Below are 17,203 nucleotides of genomic sequence, written 5' to 3'. Positions count from 1 at the left end.
GGGTAGGTGGTGGGGGACGTCGCGATCGGGGTGCCGGTGGTCGGAGTGGTCGTGGGCGTGGTCGTCGGGGCCGCCTTGACGCAGAAGGTGAACGTCCGGCTCGCGGTGCCCTCCTGCGGGTCGGCGACCTCGATGGTCGCGGTCGTGGTGCCGACGGCGGTGGGTGTGCCGGTGATCACGCCGTCCCGATGCAGCGTCAGCCCGGGCGGGAGCTCCCCCGAGGTCAGGTGCCAGATCAGGTCCGTGTGCTCCGCGAGGTAGGCCTCGAGGTGCAGGTCCACGGGCTCGTCCACCGTCACGCAGGGCAGCTCGGCCGGGGAGGTGATGCACGGCGGCTGGGTGATGCCCACCAGGTTGCGGTTCCAGCCGGAGAAGGTGTTGCAGATCAGGGTCGTGCTCGGGCGGGAGGAGGCGTCGACGTCCACGCCGAAGCCGTAGTGGTCCTCGAAGCCCGGCCGGTCCTGGGCCGTGCGCTCGATCCGGTTGTAGGCGATGGTGACGTCGCTGTTGGGGCCGAAGAACAAGATGCCCTGATCCGTCCCGACCCCGGTGAAGGTGTTGTCCCGGATGCTCAGGCCGGACGCGCCGGCGATCAGCATCCCGGTCGAGGCGGCGCCCAGCCGGCCGAAGGAGGAGCCGATGACGGTGTTGTCGGTGAAGGTGCCGGAGCTCGGCTCGGGGACCGCGGGCGAGCCGATCTGCACCGTGTTCTGGGCCAGGCCGCCGGGGTTGGGGGTGAGCGGGTCCGGCGGCCCGAAGGTGTCGCCCGAGGCGTGCAGCGTCACAGCACCCTGTACCAGCAGCGCGGTGCGCTGGTAGATCGCGACGGTGCTGCCGGTGATGCTCACCGTCTGCGGCCCGGTGTCGGCGCGCAGCTGGATCGAGTGGACGGTCTGGCAGGTCGAGTGCTGGGTGATGTCGAGGACCTTCAGCCCGCTCATCGAGCCGCTCGCGTTGTGGTAGAACACGCCGACGGTCGGGGTGGCGCCCGCGTTGCAGCCGAACGAGGTGAACCCGGTCCCGCGCACCGTCAGGTGCGTCAGGTTCATCGTGGCGCCCTCGTTCGTGACCACCGGCCCGAGGAACAGGCCGCTCGGCCCGGCCGCGGGATCGGGGTCGTGTGCGGTGATCTCGTGCCCGGCGCCGTCGACGGTGAGCCCGTCCGGCACCGTCAGGGTCGCGGTCGTGTCGCAGTCCGCGCCGAGGGTGTAGGTCGACCCGGACAGCGCTCCGGCGCACACGGTCGTGATGTCGCCGCCGGCCGCGAACGCGGCGGGCGCACCCACCGTCAGCTGTTCGGCCGCCGCCACGGCCAACGTCAGTGCCAGCGCGAGCACCGGAACACGAGTACGCATACAGGCTCCTGAGCGTCGATCTTCGATCGGTCCGCTCAGACCATAGATTCGCCGTCTCCCGGCCGCCGCGCAGGTCTCGTCCGACACGCGCCAGGTCGGCGGCCATACGGGCGACGCGGCCGGATTCTCAGGGCCCGCAGGTCATCTGCGCAGCCACCCGCGCACCGTCACGCACGGGCGCCCGACGTGCCCTCCAGGTAGGCGAGCGCGGCGGCGGGCTCCTGCACGATGTACATCAGCTCCGCGAGCGGGCGGGGCAGGAAGCCCTCGGCCTCCATCCGGCGGAACTGCTCGGTGAGGCCGTCGTAGAAGCCCGCGGTGTTGAGCAGCACCACCGGCTTGTCCGTGCGGCCGTGCTTCTTGAGCTCCAGGATCTCGGTGGCCTCGTCCAGCGTGCCGGTGCCGCCGACCATGATCACGACCGCGTCGGCCTTGTCCACCAGCAGCCGCTTGCGCTCGGCCAGGTCGGCCGCGATCACCATCTCGTCGACGCCCTTGCGGCAGCTGGCCCGCAGGAAGTCGACGGACACGCCGCACAGCCGGCCGCCCGCTCGCTCGACCCCGTCCGCCAGGACCTTCATCAGGCCCACGTCCGAACCGCCCCACACCAGCGTGTGCCCGGCGCGGCCGAGCCGTTCGCCGAAGTCGCGGGCGGGGCCGGCGTAGCGCTCGGGCAGCTCGGCGGCGGACAGGAAGACACAGATACGCACCAGGCCACCGTACCCGAGGCGGGCGCGACGTCATCCGTTCGGCCCCGGTAACACAGCTGCGGTTCGGGGCATGATCGGGCGCGACAGAGGGAGTTCTCGATGAAGTCGTGGCGTTTCCACGGGACCGGCAAGCCGCTCACCCTCGACGAGGTACCCGAGCCGCAGGCGGGTCCGGGCGAGGTCGTGGTGGAGGTCAAGGCCGCGGGCGTCTGCCACTCGGACGTGAGCGCGCTGGACGACCGGGGCTGGATGCCGCTGTTCTTCCGCATCCCGATGACCCTCGGCCACGAGAACGCCGGGGTCGTCGTCGAGGTCGGCGAGGGCATGGACCGGTGGAAGGTGGGCGACCGCGTCGGGCTCGCCCCGGTGATGCCGGACGGCGACGCGATCGGTTACGGAGCGTGGGACGGCGGTTTCGGGCCGCGCCTGCGGGCCACCGACGCGAACCTGGTGCGGCTGCCGGACGAGGTGTCCTTCGAACTCGGCGCGATGGCCACCGACGCCGGCCTGACGGCGTATCACGCGATGGTGAGCGTGGGCGGCGCGGCGAAGGGCAAGAAGGTCGGGGTGATCGGCCTCGGCGGTCTCGGCTACATCGGCGCCCGGGTCGCGGTGCTGCTCGGCGCCGAGGTGTACGCCGCGGAGGTGAACCAGAAGACCCGGGAACTGGCCCACGAGATCGGCCTGGCGGACGTCGCGGAGTCGATCGGCGAGTTCAAGGACGAGGGCCTCGAACTCATCGTGGACTACGCCGGATTCGGCACCACCACCGCCGCCGCCATCGAGACCCTCGCCGAGTTCGGCACCCTGGTCCAGGTCGGCATGGGCCGGCTGGAGGCGACGGTCAACACCTACCCGATCATCATCAACCAGCTGACCGTCAAGGGTTCCAAGTCCGGCACCAAGGCGGACCTCGAGGCGCTCTACGCGCTGATGCGCTCGGGCGACCTCAATCCCCCGATGAACCTGATCACCCAGGCCGAGATCCCGGACGCGCTGGGCCGGCTGCGCGCCGGCGGTGTCGTCGGTCGCTTCATCGCGCGCTACGGGGACTGAGCGCCGCAGGGGTTCGGTTTGGGCGGCTCAGTGCTCCGGCTCAGTGCTCGCGCAGGCGGTCGTGCAGGGCGCGGGCGACCCGGCCGATCAGCGCGTCCACCGCGGGCTGGGCGGCCGCGGGCACGGTGGACTCGGTCAGCGCGACGACCGCGTAGGACTCGCCGTCTTCGTGTTCGACGACGCCCGCGTCGTGGCGCAGGTTGAGCAGGGTCCCCGACTTCGAGGCCCAGCCGGTCGCGTCGGAGATGAAGTCGGGTCCCAGCCGGCGCTGCAGCACTCCGTCGCTCATCAGGGCCCGGACACGCTCGGCGACCTGCGGGTGGATCGCGGACGGGGTCCACAGCGCCTGGAGCAGGTCGGCCAGCGCCCGCGCGGTGCCGATGTTCGCACGGGAGAGGTCCAGGTGGGCGACGGGGTGGCCGCCGCCGGGAGTGCGGGCCCCGATGGCGAGCGTCTGCGCGAGATGCAGCCCGTCGCGGCCGAGCTCGGCCCCGAAGACGTCCACGAGGTCGCGCATCGGGTGGCGCACCGCGATGCCGCAGAGTCCGGCCTCCGCGAGCGTCCGATCCACCTCGCCCGGCGGCACCAGGGCGAACAGCGCGTCCGCCGCGACGTTGTCGCTGATCGAGACGGCGAGGTAAACCAGGTCCTGGATCGCGATGCGCACGGGGTGGGTGAAGCGGCCGAGGCCGATCGGCGGCGAGACGGCCTCGCGGTCGGGGGCGATCTCGAGCATCCGGGCGCCGTCGAGCCGCCCGGCTCGGACCGCCTCGAGGACCGCGATCGCGAGCGGCACCTTGACCAGGGACGCGATGGGGTAGCCGACGTCCGGGTCGATGCCGAGTTCCTCGCCGGTGGCCAGGTTGCGCACGAGGAAGGAGCCGGAGAGTCCGGCCTCGGCCAGCCGGTCGCGCAGCCCTGCGATCAGCTCTCTGTCACGCATGGGCGGGGCTCGTCTCGGCCGTATCGTCAGCCGTCGTCTCGCCGACGTGCGCGGCGACGGTGTAGCCGCGGGCGAGCGACGCGTCGGCGATCGGCCGCCAGGCCAGGCCGAGTTCTCGCGCCTGGTCGGCGGAGGCCAGCACGAAGTCGCCGGTGCGCAGCGCGGCACCGACCGCGGCGATGAGCGAGTTCGCGACCGAGATCTGAGCCGGCAACAGCGCCGCGCGGTGCCCGGCGCGTTGGAGCACGTCGCGCACGTACGGCACGTCGTCCTCGGGCTGGATCCAGACGCGGCGGAACGTCGGCTCCGTCCGGGAGGGCCGCAGCGATTCGAGTCGCGCCCCTCCCGCTCGGCTTCCGACGGCCCTCGCCGCGGCGAGCCCGAGCGGGACGACCCAGGTCGCCTCTGCCGGAGGCACCGCCCGCACCGCGGCGCGCACCTCCTTGCTCGCGAACCAGGCCGCGCGCTGTTCCGGGCCCGCGCAGCGCAGGTCCAGGGCCACGTCCGCGTCCCGCGCCGCGGCGTCGAGCATCGCGAGGCGGCGGACGTCGCAGGTCTCGGGCACGGCGAGGGTCAGCGGCCGCAGCTTGGCCTCGGCGGCGTGGTGGTCGAGCGCCTCGGCGTACTGCACCAGCCGCTTGGCCGGGCCGAGCAGGTCCTGGCCGAAGACGGTGAGCACCGCCCGGCGCGCGGTGCGGTCGAACAGCGGCTGGCCGAAGTGCTTCTCCAGCGCAGCCACCCGGCGGCTGGCCACCGACTGCGGTATGCGTTCGGCCGCCGCACCCAGCGTGAAGCTGCCGCGCTCGGCCACGCTGACGAAGACGCGACACGCGCCGACGAGATCCATGTGACCAGATCGTATGCCGAAACGGCATGGAACATCGCACCGGGGTCTTTGACCGGATGGAACATCGCGGCCACGCTGCCGATCATGAGGAGATACACGAAGCGGAACGCCGGGCGCACGCTGATCCCGGCAGCGGCCTCGCTGGGCCTGGCGGCGGCGGCGCTGGCCGGGTGCTCTTCGGCGCCGGACACGACCCCTGCGGCCGCGCGGCCGAGCGCCGCCCACACGAGCACCGCCGCCGCCACTTCCACCGACACCGACACCGACACCGCGGCGTTCGCACAGCTCCAATCCCGGTACCACGCCCAGCTCGGTGTGTACGCCGTGGACACCGGCACCGGGCGCACGGTCGCGTTCCAGGCGGACCAGCGGTTCGCGTTCTGCTCGACCGTCAAGGCCCTGGCCGCGGGCGAACTGCTGCGGCGCGAGACGGACGCCCAGCTCGCCCGGACCGTCGCCTACTCCGCCTCGGACCTGGTCGACTACTCCCCCGTCACCTCGCTGCACGTGACCGGCGGCATGAGCCTGACGGCGGTGATGACCGCGGCGATCGAGGTCAGCGACAACACGGCGCTGAATCTGATGCTCGATCAACTCGGCGGCCCCGCGGCGCTGCAGACGGCGCTGCGCGCACTGGGCGACACCACCACCGACGTCGACCGCACCGAGCCGACGGTCAACTCCGCGGTGCCCGGCGACGTGCGCGACACCGGCACCGCCCGCGCGCTGGCCGAGGACCTGCGCGCCTTCGTGCTCGGCGACACGCTCACGCCGCAGCGGCGCGCGCTGCTGACCTCGTGGCTGAGGGCGAACACGACCGGCGGCCCGTACATCAGGGCCGCGGTGCCGGCCGGGTGGAGCGTCGGCGACAAGACCGGAAACGGCGACTACGGCACCCGCGACGACATCGCCGTGCTCTGGCCCGCCCACGGCGCGCCGATCGTGATCGCCGTGCTCTCCCACCGCGGCACCGCGGACGCGAGCTCGGACGACGGCCTGATCGCCGACGCCACCAAGCTCGCGCTCCAGCAGCTCGGCTGACCCTGGGGCCTCGTCACCGGCCTCGAGCAGCCGGTGCCGTGTTGCCCACAGGTGCCCGAGGCGGACGGGCCGGCGCGGTACCACCCTCGGCGCCGTCATCAGTACGGTCATCCGATGGTCAGCTGATCCGCCTATAGCGCTGGACGAGGGAGTGCCTCGGCCCGTCGCGCCTGCGTCGCCGTCGTCGGGTCGCCGCGCATCGAAAAATCCAGGCATGTCCACAAAATCCCATGCCAAGCGCCCGCGCCTGCGCGCCGTCGCGGTCCTGCCCCTCTCGGCCGTGCTCGCCGGATCCTTCACTCTCGCCGACTCGGCCGTCGCGTCCGCCGCGACCGCGACCGCGCGCGCGGCGGTCGCGGTGCCGGGCACCCACCCCGCCTGGGCGACGTCCGCCGCCGACCGCGGCTCGGTGCCGGACCGGGACCAGGTCACCACGACGGTCTACCTGGCCGGCCGCGACCAGGCCGGGATGGCCGCCTACGCGGCCGCGGTGGCCGATCCGCACAGCGCGAGCTACCGCAGATACCTGACGCCGGATCAGTTCCAGGCCCGCTTCGGCACCTCGGTCGCGCAGAACGCCGCGGTCCGCGACTGGGCCCGCGTGGCCGGCCTGACGGTCTCCGCCCTGGACGCCCGCTCGCTCACCGTGACCGGCTCCGCCGCCGTCGTCGCGCGCGCCTTCTCCACCCGGCTGCACGACTACGCGGTCAGCGGCCGGGTCTTCCGCGCGCCGGACGCGGACGCGCGCGTCCCGGCCGCGATCGCCGGCGACGTGCTGACGGTGACCGGACTCGACGACATGCCGAGGCTGATGCGCCGCGGCAGCCTCGTCGGCGAGGAGTCCACCCCGACGGTGCCCGGGATCTCCGGCACCAAGGCCCGGCAGTCCACCGGCTCCGACGGCTCCCCCTTCCTCGGCCCGACGCCGTGTTCGGCGTACTACGGGCAGCTGGAGGACACCACGGACCCGGCGTTCACCGGCCAGACCGAGAGCCCTTACGCGATCTGCGGCTACGTCCCGTCCCAGCTCCGCGCGGCGTACGGGGTCGACGAGGCGACCTCGGCGCACGCCGGGCACGGCGTGCGGGTCGCGATCGTGGACGCCTACGGCTCGCCCACGATGCTCTCCGACGCGAACACGTACGCCGCGAACCACCACGATCCCGTGTTCACCCCCGGTCAGTACACCGAGACGGTCACCCCGGGCCAGTGGACGAACGAGGCCGCCTGCGGCGGCCCCTCGGGCTGGGCGGGCGAGGAGTCCCTCGACGTCGAGGCCGTACACGCCATGGCACCGGGCGCGCAGGTGCACTACTACGGCTCCGACTCGTGCCTGGACGCCGACTTCCTCAAGGTCTTCACCCAGATCGTGGACACCCACAGCGCGGACCTGGTGTCCGACTCCTGGGGCGAGCCGGTCTACTCGACCACCGGCGACGAGGCCGCGGCCGTGATGGCCGAGTACACGAGCCTGTTCCAGCAGGGCGCCATCGAGGGCATCGGGTTCAGCTTCTCCTCGGGCGACTGCGGCGCCGAGGATCCCGCGACCTCCTGCGGCAAGGCCGACACCTCGAGCACGCCGCAGGCCGATTTCCCGGCCTCGGACCCGTGGGCCACCTCGGTCGGCGGCACCAGCGTCGCGATCGACAAGCACGACTCCGTGGCCTGGACCTCTTCCTGGGGCACCGACGGATTCGTGCTGGCGAACGGCAAGTGGCAGCCGGTGGGCTGGGTGTACGGCGGCGGCGGGGGCACCAGCGCCGTCTTCGCGCAGCCCGGCTACCAGCGCACCATCGTCTCCCACCGGCTGGCCACCAGCCTGCCGGACCGCACCAGGACCGACCAGCCGATGCGGGTCACCCCGGACATCGCGATGGACGCCGACCCGTTCACCGGCTTCCTGATCGGCATGACCCAGACGCTGCCCGGCGGCGCCACCGGCTACGCGGAGAGCGACATCGGGGGCACCAGCCTGGCCTGCCCGCTGTTCACCGGCCTGCAGGCCGACCTGATCGCGGCGCACGGCGGCACCCCGACCGGGTTCGCGAACCCGCGCCTGTACGGGAAGTACCGCACCGTCCTGCTGCGCGACGTCACCGGCCACAGCCCCGGCACGAACGTCGCGAACATCCTGCCGGCCTACCAGGGCTCGCCCGCCGTGCTCGTCACCTTCGGCGACGACCGGCTGCTGTGGGCCTCCCGCGGCTACGACGACGCCACCGGCCTCGGCACCGCGTCGGGCGCCTACCTCTGGTGGCAGTGACGGCTGACCCGGCATCAGGGCGCACGGGGCTCCGCCGGAATCGTCCGGCGGAGCCCCGCCGCGCACACCGGGTCAGGCGATGCCGCCGTTGGCGTAGAGCACCTGGCCGTTGACCCAGCGCCCGCCCGGCCCGGCCAGGAACGCGACGGACTCGGCGATGTCCTCGGGGGTGCCGAGGCGCTCGAGCGGGGCGGCCTTGGCGATCTGCTCGACCAGCTGCTCGCTCTTGCCGTCGAGGAACAGCGGCGTCGCGGTCGGGCCGGGCGCGACGGCGTTGACGGTGATGTCGCGGCCGCGCAGCTCACGGGCCAGGATCAGGGTCATGCCCTCGACGGCGCCCTTGGTCGCGGCGTACGCGGCGTATCCGGGCTGCTGAAGCCGCGTCACCGAGGTGGAGAAGTTGATCAGCGCGCCGCCGGAGCGCAGCCGGCGGGCGGCGAGCTGGGAGACGATGAAGGTGCCGCGCACGTTGACCCGGTGCATCCGGTCGAAGTCCTCCAGGCTCAGCTCGGCCACCGGCGCGAGCAGCATGATCCCGGCGGTGTTCACGACCACGTCGAGACCGCCCAGGCGCCGTTCGACCGTGTCGAAGAGCTCTGTCATCTGGTCCGGATCGGCCACGTCGCCGGGCAGCGCGAGCGCGGTACCGCCGGCCGCCGTGATCTCCGCGGCGACCTTCTCGGCCTGCTCGGCCCGGCCGGAGTAGTGCACGACCACCGCCGTGCCCGCCTGGGCCAGCCGCCGGGAGACGGCGGTGCCGATCCCGCCCGAGCCGCCGGTGACGAGCGCGACGCGGGGAGCGCCGCCGTGGCCGGGCGTGGTGCCGAGGACGTCTGTGCTGGTGCCGGTGCTCATCGGTGGCTCCCTCTAGTTATGTGGACGAGTTGTACACTAGCATCAAGTGTACGGCTGGTCCATATATTCTGCGCGCAGGACACGCGGCACTCCGGCCGAGGCGTGGCCGCACTAGAGTGACCGAGGAGACAGACCCATGGAGCAGACAGACATCGACACCCCGCCCCCGCCGCCCCTGCTCAAGCCCGGCCGCGGCCGCCGCCGCGCCGAGGACGTGCGCCAGGCCGCCCTGGCCGCGACCAGCGCGCTGTTGTTCGAGGAGGGAATCAGGGGTGTGACCTTCGAGAAGGTCGCCGGGCGCGCCGGGGTGAGCAAGATGACGCTCTACAAGTGGTGGAGCACGCCGGGTCGGCTCGCCTTCGAGGCCTACTTCAGCGCGCTCGAGGAGACCCTGGCCTTTCCGGACACCGGCGACCTGCGCGCCGATCTGACCACGCAGCTGCACGCGCTGGTCGGCCTGTTCCAGCGCAGCGGTGCGACGATCGCGCAGATCGTGGGCGCCGCGCAGAGCGAGCCGGAGCTGATCGAGGCGCTCTCGAACCAGTACGTGCGCCGCCGTCGGCAGCTCGCGGTGGACCGGCTCACCGCGGCCCGCGAAGCCGGTCAGCTGCGCCCGGGGGCCGACCTCGACGCGATCGTGGACCAGCTCTGGGGCGCCTGCTACCACCGGCTGATGCTGCCCGCGCTGCCGGAACATCCGGTGGACACCGCGTTCGCGGACGCGCTCATCGCGAACCTGTTCGGCGGCATCGCGGCGTAGTGCACGGCGTGTGACCGCTCCCACAGTGGTCACTCCGGCTCCGCCAGGCCGTCGCAGCGCTATGATTTCGGGCCTGTACGCGGAGTTCCACAGCCCACGTACGCCGCGCGGGCCACCCACGGCACGCAGGTCACACGGCTCGGGTCGGTCGGACAGTTCGCGTAGGTCGGGTACCGGAACACGGGGGGCACTGATGCGGTTCGCACTGCTCGGGACACTGCGGGTCGCGGACGGGGAGGAATGGCGCGAGCTCGACGGGGCGAAGCTGCGTACGCTGCTGGCGCTGCTGCTGCTCAACTCCGGTCGGGTCGTCTCGCGCGAGCAACTCGCCGAGGCCGGGCGGCGGGAGGACCAGTCGCCCTCCTCGCTGGGAGCGCTCTACAACCACATGACGCGGCTGCGTCGGGCGCTCGGCCCGGATCTGGGCGCACGGATACAGACCTCGTCCCCCGGGTATGTCGTGCGGCTCGAGCCGGGCGAGCTGGACGCGGACGTGTTCGAGGTCGGACTCGCACGCGGGCAGGCGGCGCTGCGGGCGGGGACGTGGGCTCAGGCGCGGGAGGAGTTCCACGCGGCGCTCACCCTGTGGCGCGACGACGTCCTGGCCGACGTGCCGGCGCTGCACGGGCACTCGCGGGCGATGCGGCTGGCCGAGGCGCGGATGACGGCGCAGGAGGGGCGGATCGAGGCGGACCTGCAGCTCGGCCGCCACCGCGAGGTCATCGGCGAACTGCGGGCGCTGGTGAAGCAGTACCCGTTGCGCGAGAGCCTGCACGCGAACCTGATGCTGGCGCTGCACCGCGACGGGTTGTCCGCGGAAGCGCTCTCCACCTTCGCCGACCTGCGCGGCACGCTCGCCGAGGAGCTGGGTACCGACCCCGGCGCCGCGCTGCAGGACCTGCATCAACGTATTCTGCGACGCGACCCGACCCTCGAGCCGGACGCGGCGCCGGCCCCCGCCGTATCGCCGGTCCGCCCGGCCGCGAGCCCCGCCGCACCGGGTCCCACCCGCCAGCTGCCCGCGGACACCCGGCTGTTCACCGGGCGCCGCGAGGAGCTCGCGGAAGTCCTCGCCATCGCCCGGGGCGGCGGGCCCACGGGCGCGTCGGAGACGGTGGTCATCTCGGCGATCAGCGGCATGGCCGGGATCGGCAAGAGCGCGCTGGCCGTGCACCTGGGGCATCGGCTCAGCCCCGAGTTCCCGGACGGAGCGCTGTTCGTGGACCTGCGCGGGCACACCGCGGGTCTAGAGCCGCTGCCGCCGGAAGTGGCGCTGGAGCAGCTGCTGCGCTCCCTCGGCGTCCCGGCGCGGCAGATCACCGGCGACCTGGCCGCCCGGGCGGCGCTGTTCCGCAGCCGCATCGCCGGAACCAGGACCCTGATCGTGCTGGACAACGCGGCGGGCGCGGAGCAGGTCAGGCCCCTGCTTCCGGGCAGTGCGGGCTGCCTGGTGCTGATCACCAGTCGCAGGCAGCTGATCAGCCTGGACGACGCGCACTCGCTCACGCTCGACGCCCTGCCCGACGCGGACGCGGTCGCACTGCTGCGGAACGCCGCGGGGCCCGGGCGGGTCGCGGCGGACGACCCCGCGGCCGGCGAGCTGGCCGGGCTCTGCGGGCGGCTGCCGCTCGGCATCCGCATCGCCGCGGCGCACCTGCGCCACCGCCCCCTGCTGGGCGTCGCCGACCTCGTCGAGGAACTGCGCCAGGAGGGCCGGCGGCTGGACCGGCTCAGGGACGACGACCGGGATCTGACCGCGGTATTCGAGTCCTCCTACACCCGGCTGCCGGAGCCGGAGCGGCACCTGCTGCGCTGCCTCGGCCTGGCCACCGTCTCGGACTTCGACGCGTACGCCGCGGCCGCGCTGGCGAGCCTTGACCTGCGCACCGCCGAGCGGCTGCTGCGTTCGCTGGCCGACCACAACCTGCTGACCGAGCACCGGCTCGGCCGCTACCGCTTCCACGACCTGGTCCGCATCTACGCCGCGCAGCGCGCCCGGGCCCACTGCGGCGAGGAGGAAGCCCTCGCCATCGTCACCCGGCACCTGTCCTGGACGCTCTACGCGGTGGCCACCTTCATCATGGTCCTGACGCCCGGGCGGGTCCGGCCGCTGGACCTGGAACCCGACCCGGCCTGGGAGTTCCCGCCGGTCGACTCGCACGCGGCCGCGCTCGCCTGGTTCGACGCGGAGCACTCCAACCTCGTCACGGCCGTCCACCACGCCGCCGACCTCGGGCTCGACGAGATCGCCTGGCAGAGCGCGTTCAAGCTGTTCAACTACGTCATCCTGTGCTCCTCGCTCGAAGACGTGCTCGAACTCCAGCAGCGCGGCCTGGACAGCGCCCGCCGCTGCGGGGACGCGCACGGCCAGAGCGCGCTGCTCAACACCATCGCGATCGCCCACGCGGAACGCGGGACCTACCAGGACGCGGCGCGCAGCCTCGAGCAGGCCCTGGTGATCAGGCGGGCGCTGGGCAACCGCTCGGGCGAGGCCGCGTGCCTGAGCAATCTCGGCAGCGTCTACCTGGGGCTGCGGGACTACGAGAAGTCGGCGGACGCGCTGCGTCAGGCCGTGGAGATCGCCAAGGAGACCGACTCCGCCTCGACGCTCGCGATGGCGTACAACAGCCTGGCCCGGGTGCTGCTGGAGATGTCGGAACTGACCGAGGCGCGGGCCGCGTACCAGGCCGCCGCCGAGTCGCACGAGCTGCGCGGGGACGCCATCGGGCTGGCCTACAGCCTCGACGGCCTCGCCTCGGTGGACAGCCGCCGCGGCGAGCTCGACGCGGCGCTCGACCTGCGCGGCCGGGCCGCGGCGCTGCTGCGCGAGCAGAACGATCTGCGCAGGCTCGCGCCGGTGCTGGACAACCTCGCGGCCGACGAGGATCACAAGGGCCTGACGGACGCGGCGCTGGCGCACCGGCGGGAGGCCGAGGCGATCCGGACCGGGCTCAAGGAGACCGACTGAGCCGAGCCGCTATGCCTGCTGCCGGGCCACCGGCAGCCGGGCGGCCAGGGTGGCTCCGCCGCCGACCGGCTCGAGCACGCGCAGGCTGCCGTGGTGGCGGTCGGCGATCTCGCGGGCGATGGCAAGGCCGAGGCCCGAGCCGCCGGTGGCGCGGGCGCGGTCGTCCTGGAGCCGGGTGAAGCGGTCGAAGACGCGTTCGCGGTCGGCCGGCGCGATGCCCGGACCGTCGTCGGAGACGGTGACCACCGCCTGCCCGTCGTCGACGGCCACTGATATCACCACCGCAGCGTCGGCGAAGCGGACGGCGTTGTCGACCAGGTTGCGCAGCATCCGCTCCAGCCGCACCGCGTTGCCCTCGACCGTGGCGGCGCCGAGCGAGTCGTCCTGTACGGACACGGCGACGCGGCGGCCTTCGAAGTCCGAGGCCACGTCCTGAACCAGCGCGGCGAGATCGACCGGCCGCCCGGCGCGGGCGGACGCGGCGCTCGAGGTGTTTCCCGACGTCTGCGGCGCGGTGTCCAGCCGGGCGAGCAGGAGCAGATCGTCGGCCAGCGCACGCAGACGACGCGTCTGGCCCGCGGCGGTGCGCACGGCCGCGGGCCAGTCGGCCTTTGCCGGATACTTCTCGGCGACCTCGAGCGTCGCCAGCAGGCTCGCGAGCGGGCTGCGCAATTCGTGCGCGGCGTCGGCGACGAAGCGGTGCTGGGTGCGCGAGGCCGCCTCCAGCCGCTCCAGCGTGGAGTTGATCGCGGTGGCCAGGCGGGCTATCTCGTCGCCGGTGGCCGGAACCGTGACGCGCTCGCGCGGGTCGGACGCGGTCACCGCCGCGGTGCGCGCGGTGATCTGCTCGACCGGGCGCAGGGCCCGGCGGGTGGCGACGTAGGCGACGGCGGCGACCAGCAGCGCCGCGGCCGGCACGCCCGGATACAGCACGCGATCGAGCGCGTTCTCGGCGGCCTCGGCGGCGTCGGGGGTGACGAACACATAGGCGCGGACGGCGACGAAGTCGCGCGTGCCGGGGTACGCGTAGGCGAGGGGGACCCCGTGCATCATGGTGATGCCGTCCACCTCGGTCAGCACGTCCTGCGCGGTCAGCGTCCGGCCCGCGAGCGCACTGCCCGCGGACGCGGCGGTGCGCGGAAAAGTCACCGAGGTCGAGCCGAAGATCTGCTGACCGGACACGGTCGGGGGCTGCGGCATCAGGCTCTTGTGACCGCCGTCCTCGAAGGGCTTGAGCTGGCTGCTGGAGGCCAGCAGCCCCTGGGAGGAGACCATTTCGTACGGATACTTGCCGGTCTGCAGGTCGCTGATCACCCAGCCGTTCGGCTGTAGCTTCGCCAGAATGGCGTCAGCCTCCTGCCGGGCGTCACTGCGCGCCTGGCTCATCTGCTGGTCGTAGGCGAGGTGGCGTACCTCCAGAGCCGCGGCGGAGAAGAACACCAGCGCGACCAGCCCGGCCGCGATCGCCGTGCGCGCCCGCAGCGAGCGGATCCGGCTTGGGGCTGTCCTGCCGATCTTGCGGCGCGAAACGCCTGATCGGCTTCGCCTGGCCGCCCGGCCGAAGCACCCCCAGACAACCAGTATGAAGGCGCTCCGGCCAGGCGCCCATGCTCGCCGCTGAGCCGTTTCGCATTGCCATGCCGCTGAAGCCTCGCGTTCCAGCGTGGCCACAAGATCGGCAGGACAGCGCCTAAAGGGCCGCACGGTCGTCCACCAGCCGGTATCCGACGCCGCGCACCGTGCGCAGCGAATCCCGCTCGAAGGCCAGGTCGATCTTGCGGCGCAGCCTGCTGATACTCGCCTCGACCAGGTTGACGTCCTCGACGTCGTCGGGCCAGACATGGTGCAGCAGCTCGGATTTGGACACCACCTCGCCGGGCCGGCGCGCGAGCACCTCGGCCACGGCGAACTCCCGGGGCGTGAGCGTGACGGCGGTGCCGGCCCGGCGGCAGGAGCGGGCGGCCACGTCCAGCACCAGGTCGCCCACCGACAGCAGCGCGGAGCCGCCGCCCCGGCCGCGCCGCAGCAGCGCCCGCACCCGGGCGAGCAGCACCACGTAGGAGAACGGCTTGGTCAGGTAGTCGTCCGCGCCGGTGTCGAGTGCCTCGGCCTGGTCGTAGTCGCCGTCCTTGGCCGTGAGTACCAGGATCGGGGTCTCGTCTCCCTCCCGGCGCAGGGTCTGGCAGACCTTGTATCCGTTGGGCTGCGGCAGCATCAGATCGAGCACGATGGCCGCGTACCTTCCGGTCCGGGCCATCCACAGCCCCTCGCGCCCGTCGTACGCGAGATCGACGGTGAAGCCCTCCGCGCCGAGTCCGCGCCTGAGCGCGGCCGCGAGCTCCCGTTCGTCCTCCACCACCAGCAACCTCACACACATCATGTTCACACGACTTTCTTAGAACCTTTCTGACAGATTCGTCAGCTCAGGTCAGGTTCCCGTCAGGAGTGCTCCTCGAAGGTGGGTGGCTGTATCGAAAGGACGGCCACCATGACGAGGACCGACGCTCCGGACTCCGCACCCGCGGGACCCCCACAGTCCGACGCGACGACCGCACCGCCCGCCACGCCCGACACTCACCGCGCGCCTGCGCCCGCCCACCCGGCCGACCGGATCCGCGGCGCCCTGCGCCGGATCGGCGCGATCGTACGCATCCCGTTCACCGGCCCGGGCTCCGCGCTCGCCTGGGGTGCGGCGGCCCTCACCTTCGCCCTCTACGCGGCCCTGGCCGTGCGCGACCAGCAGCGCATGCTCACCGGCGGTTACGACCTGGGCATATTCGAGGAGACCGTGCGGGCCTACGCGCACGGCCACCTGCCGTACGTGGCGCTCAAAGGCTTGCATTACAACGAACTCGGCGACCACTTCTCCCCTATCTGGGCCGTACTCGCGCCGTTCTACCTGCTGTTCCCCAGCCCCTACACGCTGCTGCTGGCCCAGGCCGCGCTGTTCGCCGTCGGCGTCGTGCCGCTGATGCGCTGGGCCGTGCGCGCGGTGAGCCGGCCCGCCGCGCTGGTCGTGGGCTTCGGCTACGGCCTGAGCTGGGGCATCGCGTCCGCCGCCGGGTTCGACGTGCACGAGATCGCCTTCGCCGTGCCGCTGCTCTCCTTCAGTGCCACCGCCCTCGGCCACCGCCGCTGGCGCGCGGCCGCCGCCTGGGCACTGCCGCTGCTGCTGGTCAAGGAAGACCTCGGACTCACCCTCGGCGCGATCGGCGTCTACATCGCGCTGCACGGGGCCCGGCGCCTCGGCGCGGCCGTCGCGGCCACCGGCGTCCTCGGCACCGTCCTGGAAGTCAAGGTCCTCATTCCCGCCTTCAACACCAACGGCTCCTACGGCTACGCCGGCAAGATCGGCGCATTCCAGGGCGGCATCCTCGGGGCGCCCAGGGACGTGCTGAACTTCGTCACCCCCGAGACGAAGATCGTGACCGTGCTGCTCCTGCTCGCGGTGGCCGGCTTCATCGGGCTGCGCTCCCCCCTCACGCTGCTGGCGGTGCCGACGCTGGCGTGGCGCTTCCTGTCCGACAACCAGTCGTACTGGGGCACCGCGGCCCAGTACAGCGCGGTCCTGATGCCGATCGTGTTCGCAGGCTTCGTCGACGCCCTGGCCCGGCTGCGCGCGGCCGGCCACCCGGAGAGCGCCAAGACCGCCCGCACGGCCCTGATCGCGAGCCTGGTCGCCACGGCCGTGCTGGTGCCCGACTATCCACTGTGGAACCTGGTGCACACCTCCACCTGGCGCACCTCCGCCCGCATCGCCGCCGCGCGCCAGGTCATGGCCGAGATCCCGGACGGCGTCACCATCGCGACCGGCGACCAGCTCGTCCCGCAGCTGACCGACCGCGACACCGTCTACCTGCTGATCCCGGAGACCCCCGCCGCCCCGCCGGAGTACGTCCTGTTCGACACCGAGAACCCGGACAACTTCCCGCTCAGGCCGGGCGAACAGGCCCAGCTCATCAAGACCTTCCGCAAGGACGGCTACCGGACCCTGGCGGACCGGGACGGATACCTGCTGCTCGAGCAGTGACGGTGGGCGGGCCGGGTGCACGCCTCGAGCGCCCGGCCCGGGATACACCTGCGTCGTACCCGTCTGGCAGTGTGTGATCCGATGGAACTGAACATGGTGGGCTCGGCCCGAGCCGCCGCGACGGGCTTCGCCGCGGTCGGGTGGCCGGAGGGGTTTCGGGATTATCAGACACGGATGCTGGCCCGGATCGGGGCGGCGGTCGGGGCGGGGCAGTCGCGCTGCTGGGCCGTGCTGCCGCCGGGGGCGGGCAAGACCCTGGTCGGGCTGGAGTCGGCGCGCAGGCTGGGACGGCCGGTGGTGGTGTTCGTGCCGAACACGGCGATCCAGGGGCAGTGGGTGCGCACCTGGCGGCGGTTCGCGGCGGCGGACGGGGGC

The 17,203-nt window shown here is 72.8% G+C and carries 14 protein-coding genes; 7 read left to right on the top strand and 7 right to left on the bottom strand.

Annotated features, from left to right (window positions below; genetic code table 11):
• Both KDL01_RS28760 and KDL01_RS28755 read right to left on the bottom strand, forming a co-directional pair.
• A partial coding sequence (locus KDL01_RS28760; RefSeq protein WP_212531772.1) for a right-handed parallel beta-helix repeat-containing protein occupies positions 1–1,355 on the bottom strand: 1,355 nt, incomplete at its 3' end.
• A gap of 167 nt (positions 1,356–1,522) precedes the next feature.
• Positions 1,523–2,065 carry an LOG family protein gene (locus tag KDL01_RS28755; RefSeq protein WP_212531771.1) on the bottom strand — a complete coding sequence of 181 codons (543 nt, stop codon included), beginning with the start codon at positions 2,063–2,065 and terminating at the stop codon, positions 1,523–1,525.
• 99 nt (positions 2,066–2,164) lie between these two features.
• On the opposite strand from KDL01_RS28755, the gene KDL01_RS28750 reads away from it, so the two are divergent.
• Entirely contained in the window at positions 2,165–3,121 is a 957-nt protein-coding gene (locus KDL01_RS28750; RefSeq protein ID WP_212531770.1) for a zinc-binding dehydrogenase, read from the top strand.
• Between the two features lie 40 nt (positions 3,122–3,161).
• Here the strand turns inward: KDL01_RS28750 and KDL01_RS28745 are convergent, their stop codons facing one another.
• Entirely contained in the window at positions 3,162–4,064 is a 903-nt protein-coding gene (locus KDL01_RS28745; protein WP_212531769.1) for a serine hydrolase, read from the bottom strand.
• Positions 4,057–4,911 carry a LysR family transcriptional regulator gene (locus KDL01_RS28740; RefSeq protein ID WP_212531768.1) on the bottom strand — a complete coding sequence of 285 codons (855 nt, stop codon included), beginning with the start codon at positions 4,909–4,911 and terminating at the stop codon, positions 4,057–4,059. Before KDL01_RS28740 ends, KDL01_RS28745 begins: the two co-directional genes overlap by 8 nt.
• 84 nt (positions 4,912–4,995) lie before the next feature.
• On the opposite strand from KDL01_RS28740, the gene bla reads away from it, so the two are divergent.
• Positions 4,996–5,952 (top strand): class A beta-lactamase, encoded by a 957-nt coding sequence (gene bla, locus KDL01_RS28735; protein WP_212531767.1) that lies wholly within the window; start codon positions 4,996–4,998, stop codon positions 5,950–5,952.
• 214 nt (positions 5,953–6,166) lie between these two features.
• Positions 6,167–8,215, top strand: coding sequence for a S53 family peptidase (locus KDL01_RS28730; RefSeq protein WP_212531766.1), 2,049 nt, complete (start codon positions 6,167–6,169; stop codon positions 8,213–8,215).
• Between the two features lie 72 nt (positions 8,216–8,287).
• Here the strand turns inward: KDL01_RS28730 and KDL01_RS28725 are convergent, their stop codons facing one another.
• Positions 8,288–9,070, bottom strand: a complete 783-nt coding sequence (locus KDL01_RS28725; RefSeq protein ID WP_212531765.1) for an SDR family oxidoreductase — start codon at positions 9,068–9,070, stop codon at positions 8,288–8,290.
• A gap of 136 nt (positions 9,071–9,206) precedes the next feature.
• On the opposite strand from KDL01_RS28725, the gene KDL01_RS28720 reads away from it, so the two are divergent.
• Positions 9,207–9,830 carry a TetR-like C-terminal domain-containing protein gene (locus KDL01_RS28720; RefSeq protein WP_212531764.1) on the top strand — a complete coding sequence of 208 codons (624 nt, stop codon included), beginning with the start codon at positions 9,207–9,209 and terminating at the stop codon, positions 9,828–9,830.
• 193 nt (positions 9,831–10,023) lie between these two features.
• Positions 10,024–12,798: an AfsR/SARP family transcriptional regulator gene (locus tag KDL01_RS28715; protein WP_212531763.1), complete on the top strand. Its 2,775-nt coding sequence runs from the start codon at positions 10,024–10,026 to the stop codon at positions 12,796–12,798.
• Positions 12,799–12,807: 9 nt separating this feature from the next.
• On the opposite strand, the gene KDL01_RS28710 is transcribed toward KDL01_RS28715, so the two are convergent.
• Both KDL01_RS28710 and KDL01_RS28705 read right to left on the bottom strand, forming a co-directional pair.
• Positions 12,808–14,238 carry a sensor histidine kinase gene (locus tag KDL01_RS28710; protein ID WP_212531762.1) on the bottom strand — a complete coding sequence of 477 codons (1,431 nt, stop codon included), beginning with the start codon at positions 14,236–14,238 and terminating at the stop codon, positions 12,808–12,810.
• Positions 14,239–14,488: 250 nt separating this feature from the next.
• The gene (locus KDL01_RS28705; protein ID WP_212531761.1) at positions 14,489–15,169 is read right to left on the bottom strand and encodes a response regulator transcription factor; all 681 of its coding nucleotides are present in this window, start codon (positions 15,167–15,169) and stop codon (positions 14,489–14,491) included.
• 117 nt (positions 15,170–15,286) lie between these two features.
• On the opposite strand from KDL01_RS28705, the gene KDL01_RS28700 reads away from it, so the two are divergent.
• Together KDL01_RS28700 and KDL01_RS28695 are read left to right on the top strand one after the other, a co-directional pair.
• Positions 15,287–16,828, top strand: a complete 1,542-nt coding sequence (locus KDL01_RS28700; RefSeq protein ID WP_212531760.1) for a DUF2079 domain-containing protein — start codon at positions 15,287–15,289, stop codon at positions 16,826–16,828.
• Between the two features lie 81 nt (positions 16,829–16,909).
• Positions 16,910–17,203 (top strand): DEAD/DEAH box helicase family protein (locus KDL01_RS28695; RefSeq protein WP_212531759.1); only part of this gene is annotated, 294 nt, incomplete at its 3' end.

It is taken from the genome of Actinospica durhamensis (assembly GCF_018139695.1).
GTDB classification, from domain to species: domain Bacteria; phylum Actinomycetota; class Actinomycetes; order Streptomycetales; family Catenulisporaceae; genus Actinospica; species Actinospica durhamensis.
Note: the sequence above shows the minus strand (reverse complement) of the source record. Positions and strands in the feature narration are given on the sequence as shown.

Excerpts from the sequence above, each read along its gene's own strand:
- KDL01_RS28715 (WP_212531763.1), top strand. The coding sequence starts at position 10,024 with ATGCGGTTCGCACTGCTCGGGACACTGCGGGTCGCGGACGGGGAGGAA.
- KDL01_RS28730 (WP_212531766.1), top strand. The coding sequence starts at position 6,167 with ATGTCCACAAAATCCCATGCCAAGCGCCCGCGCCTGCGCGCCGTCGCG.
- KDL01_RS28700 (WP_212531760.1), top strand. The coding sequence starts at position 15,287 with ATGACGAGGACCGACGCTCCGGACTCCGCACCCGCGGGACCCCCACAG.
- KDL01_RS28745 (WP_212531769.1), bottom strand. The coding sequence starts at position 4,064 with ATGCGTGACAGAGAGCTGATCGCAGGGCTGCGCGACCGGCTGGCCGAG.
- bla (WP_212531767.1), top strand. The coding sequence starts at position 4,996 with ATGAGGAGATACACGAAGCGGAACGCCGGGCGCACGCTGATCCCGGCA.
- KDL01_RS28740 (WP_212531768.1), bottom strand. The coding sequence starts at position 4,911 with ATGGATCTCGTCGGCGCGTGTCGCGTCTTCGTCAGCGTGGCCGAGCGC.
- KDL01_RS28725 (WP_212531765.1), bottom strand. The coding sequence starts at position 9,070 with ATGAGCACCGGCACCAGCACAGACGTCCTCGGCACCACGCCCGGCCAC.
- KDL01_RS28720 (WP_212531764.1), top strand. The coding sequence starts at position 9,207 with ATGGAGCAGACAGACATCGACACCCCGCCCCCGCCGCCCCTGCTCAAG.
- KDL01_RS28750 (WP_212531770.1), top strand. The coding sequence starts at position 2,165 with ATGAAGTCGTGGCGTTTCCACGGGACCGGCAAGCCGCTCACCCTCGAC.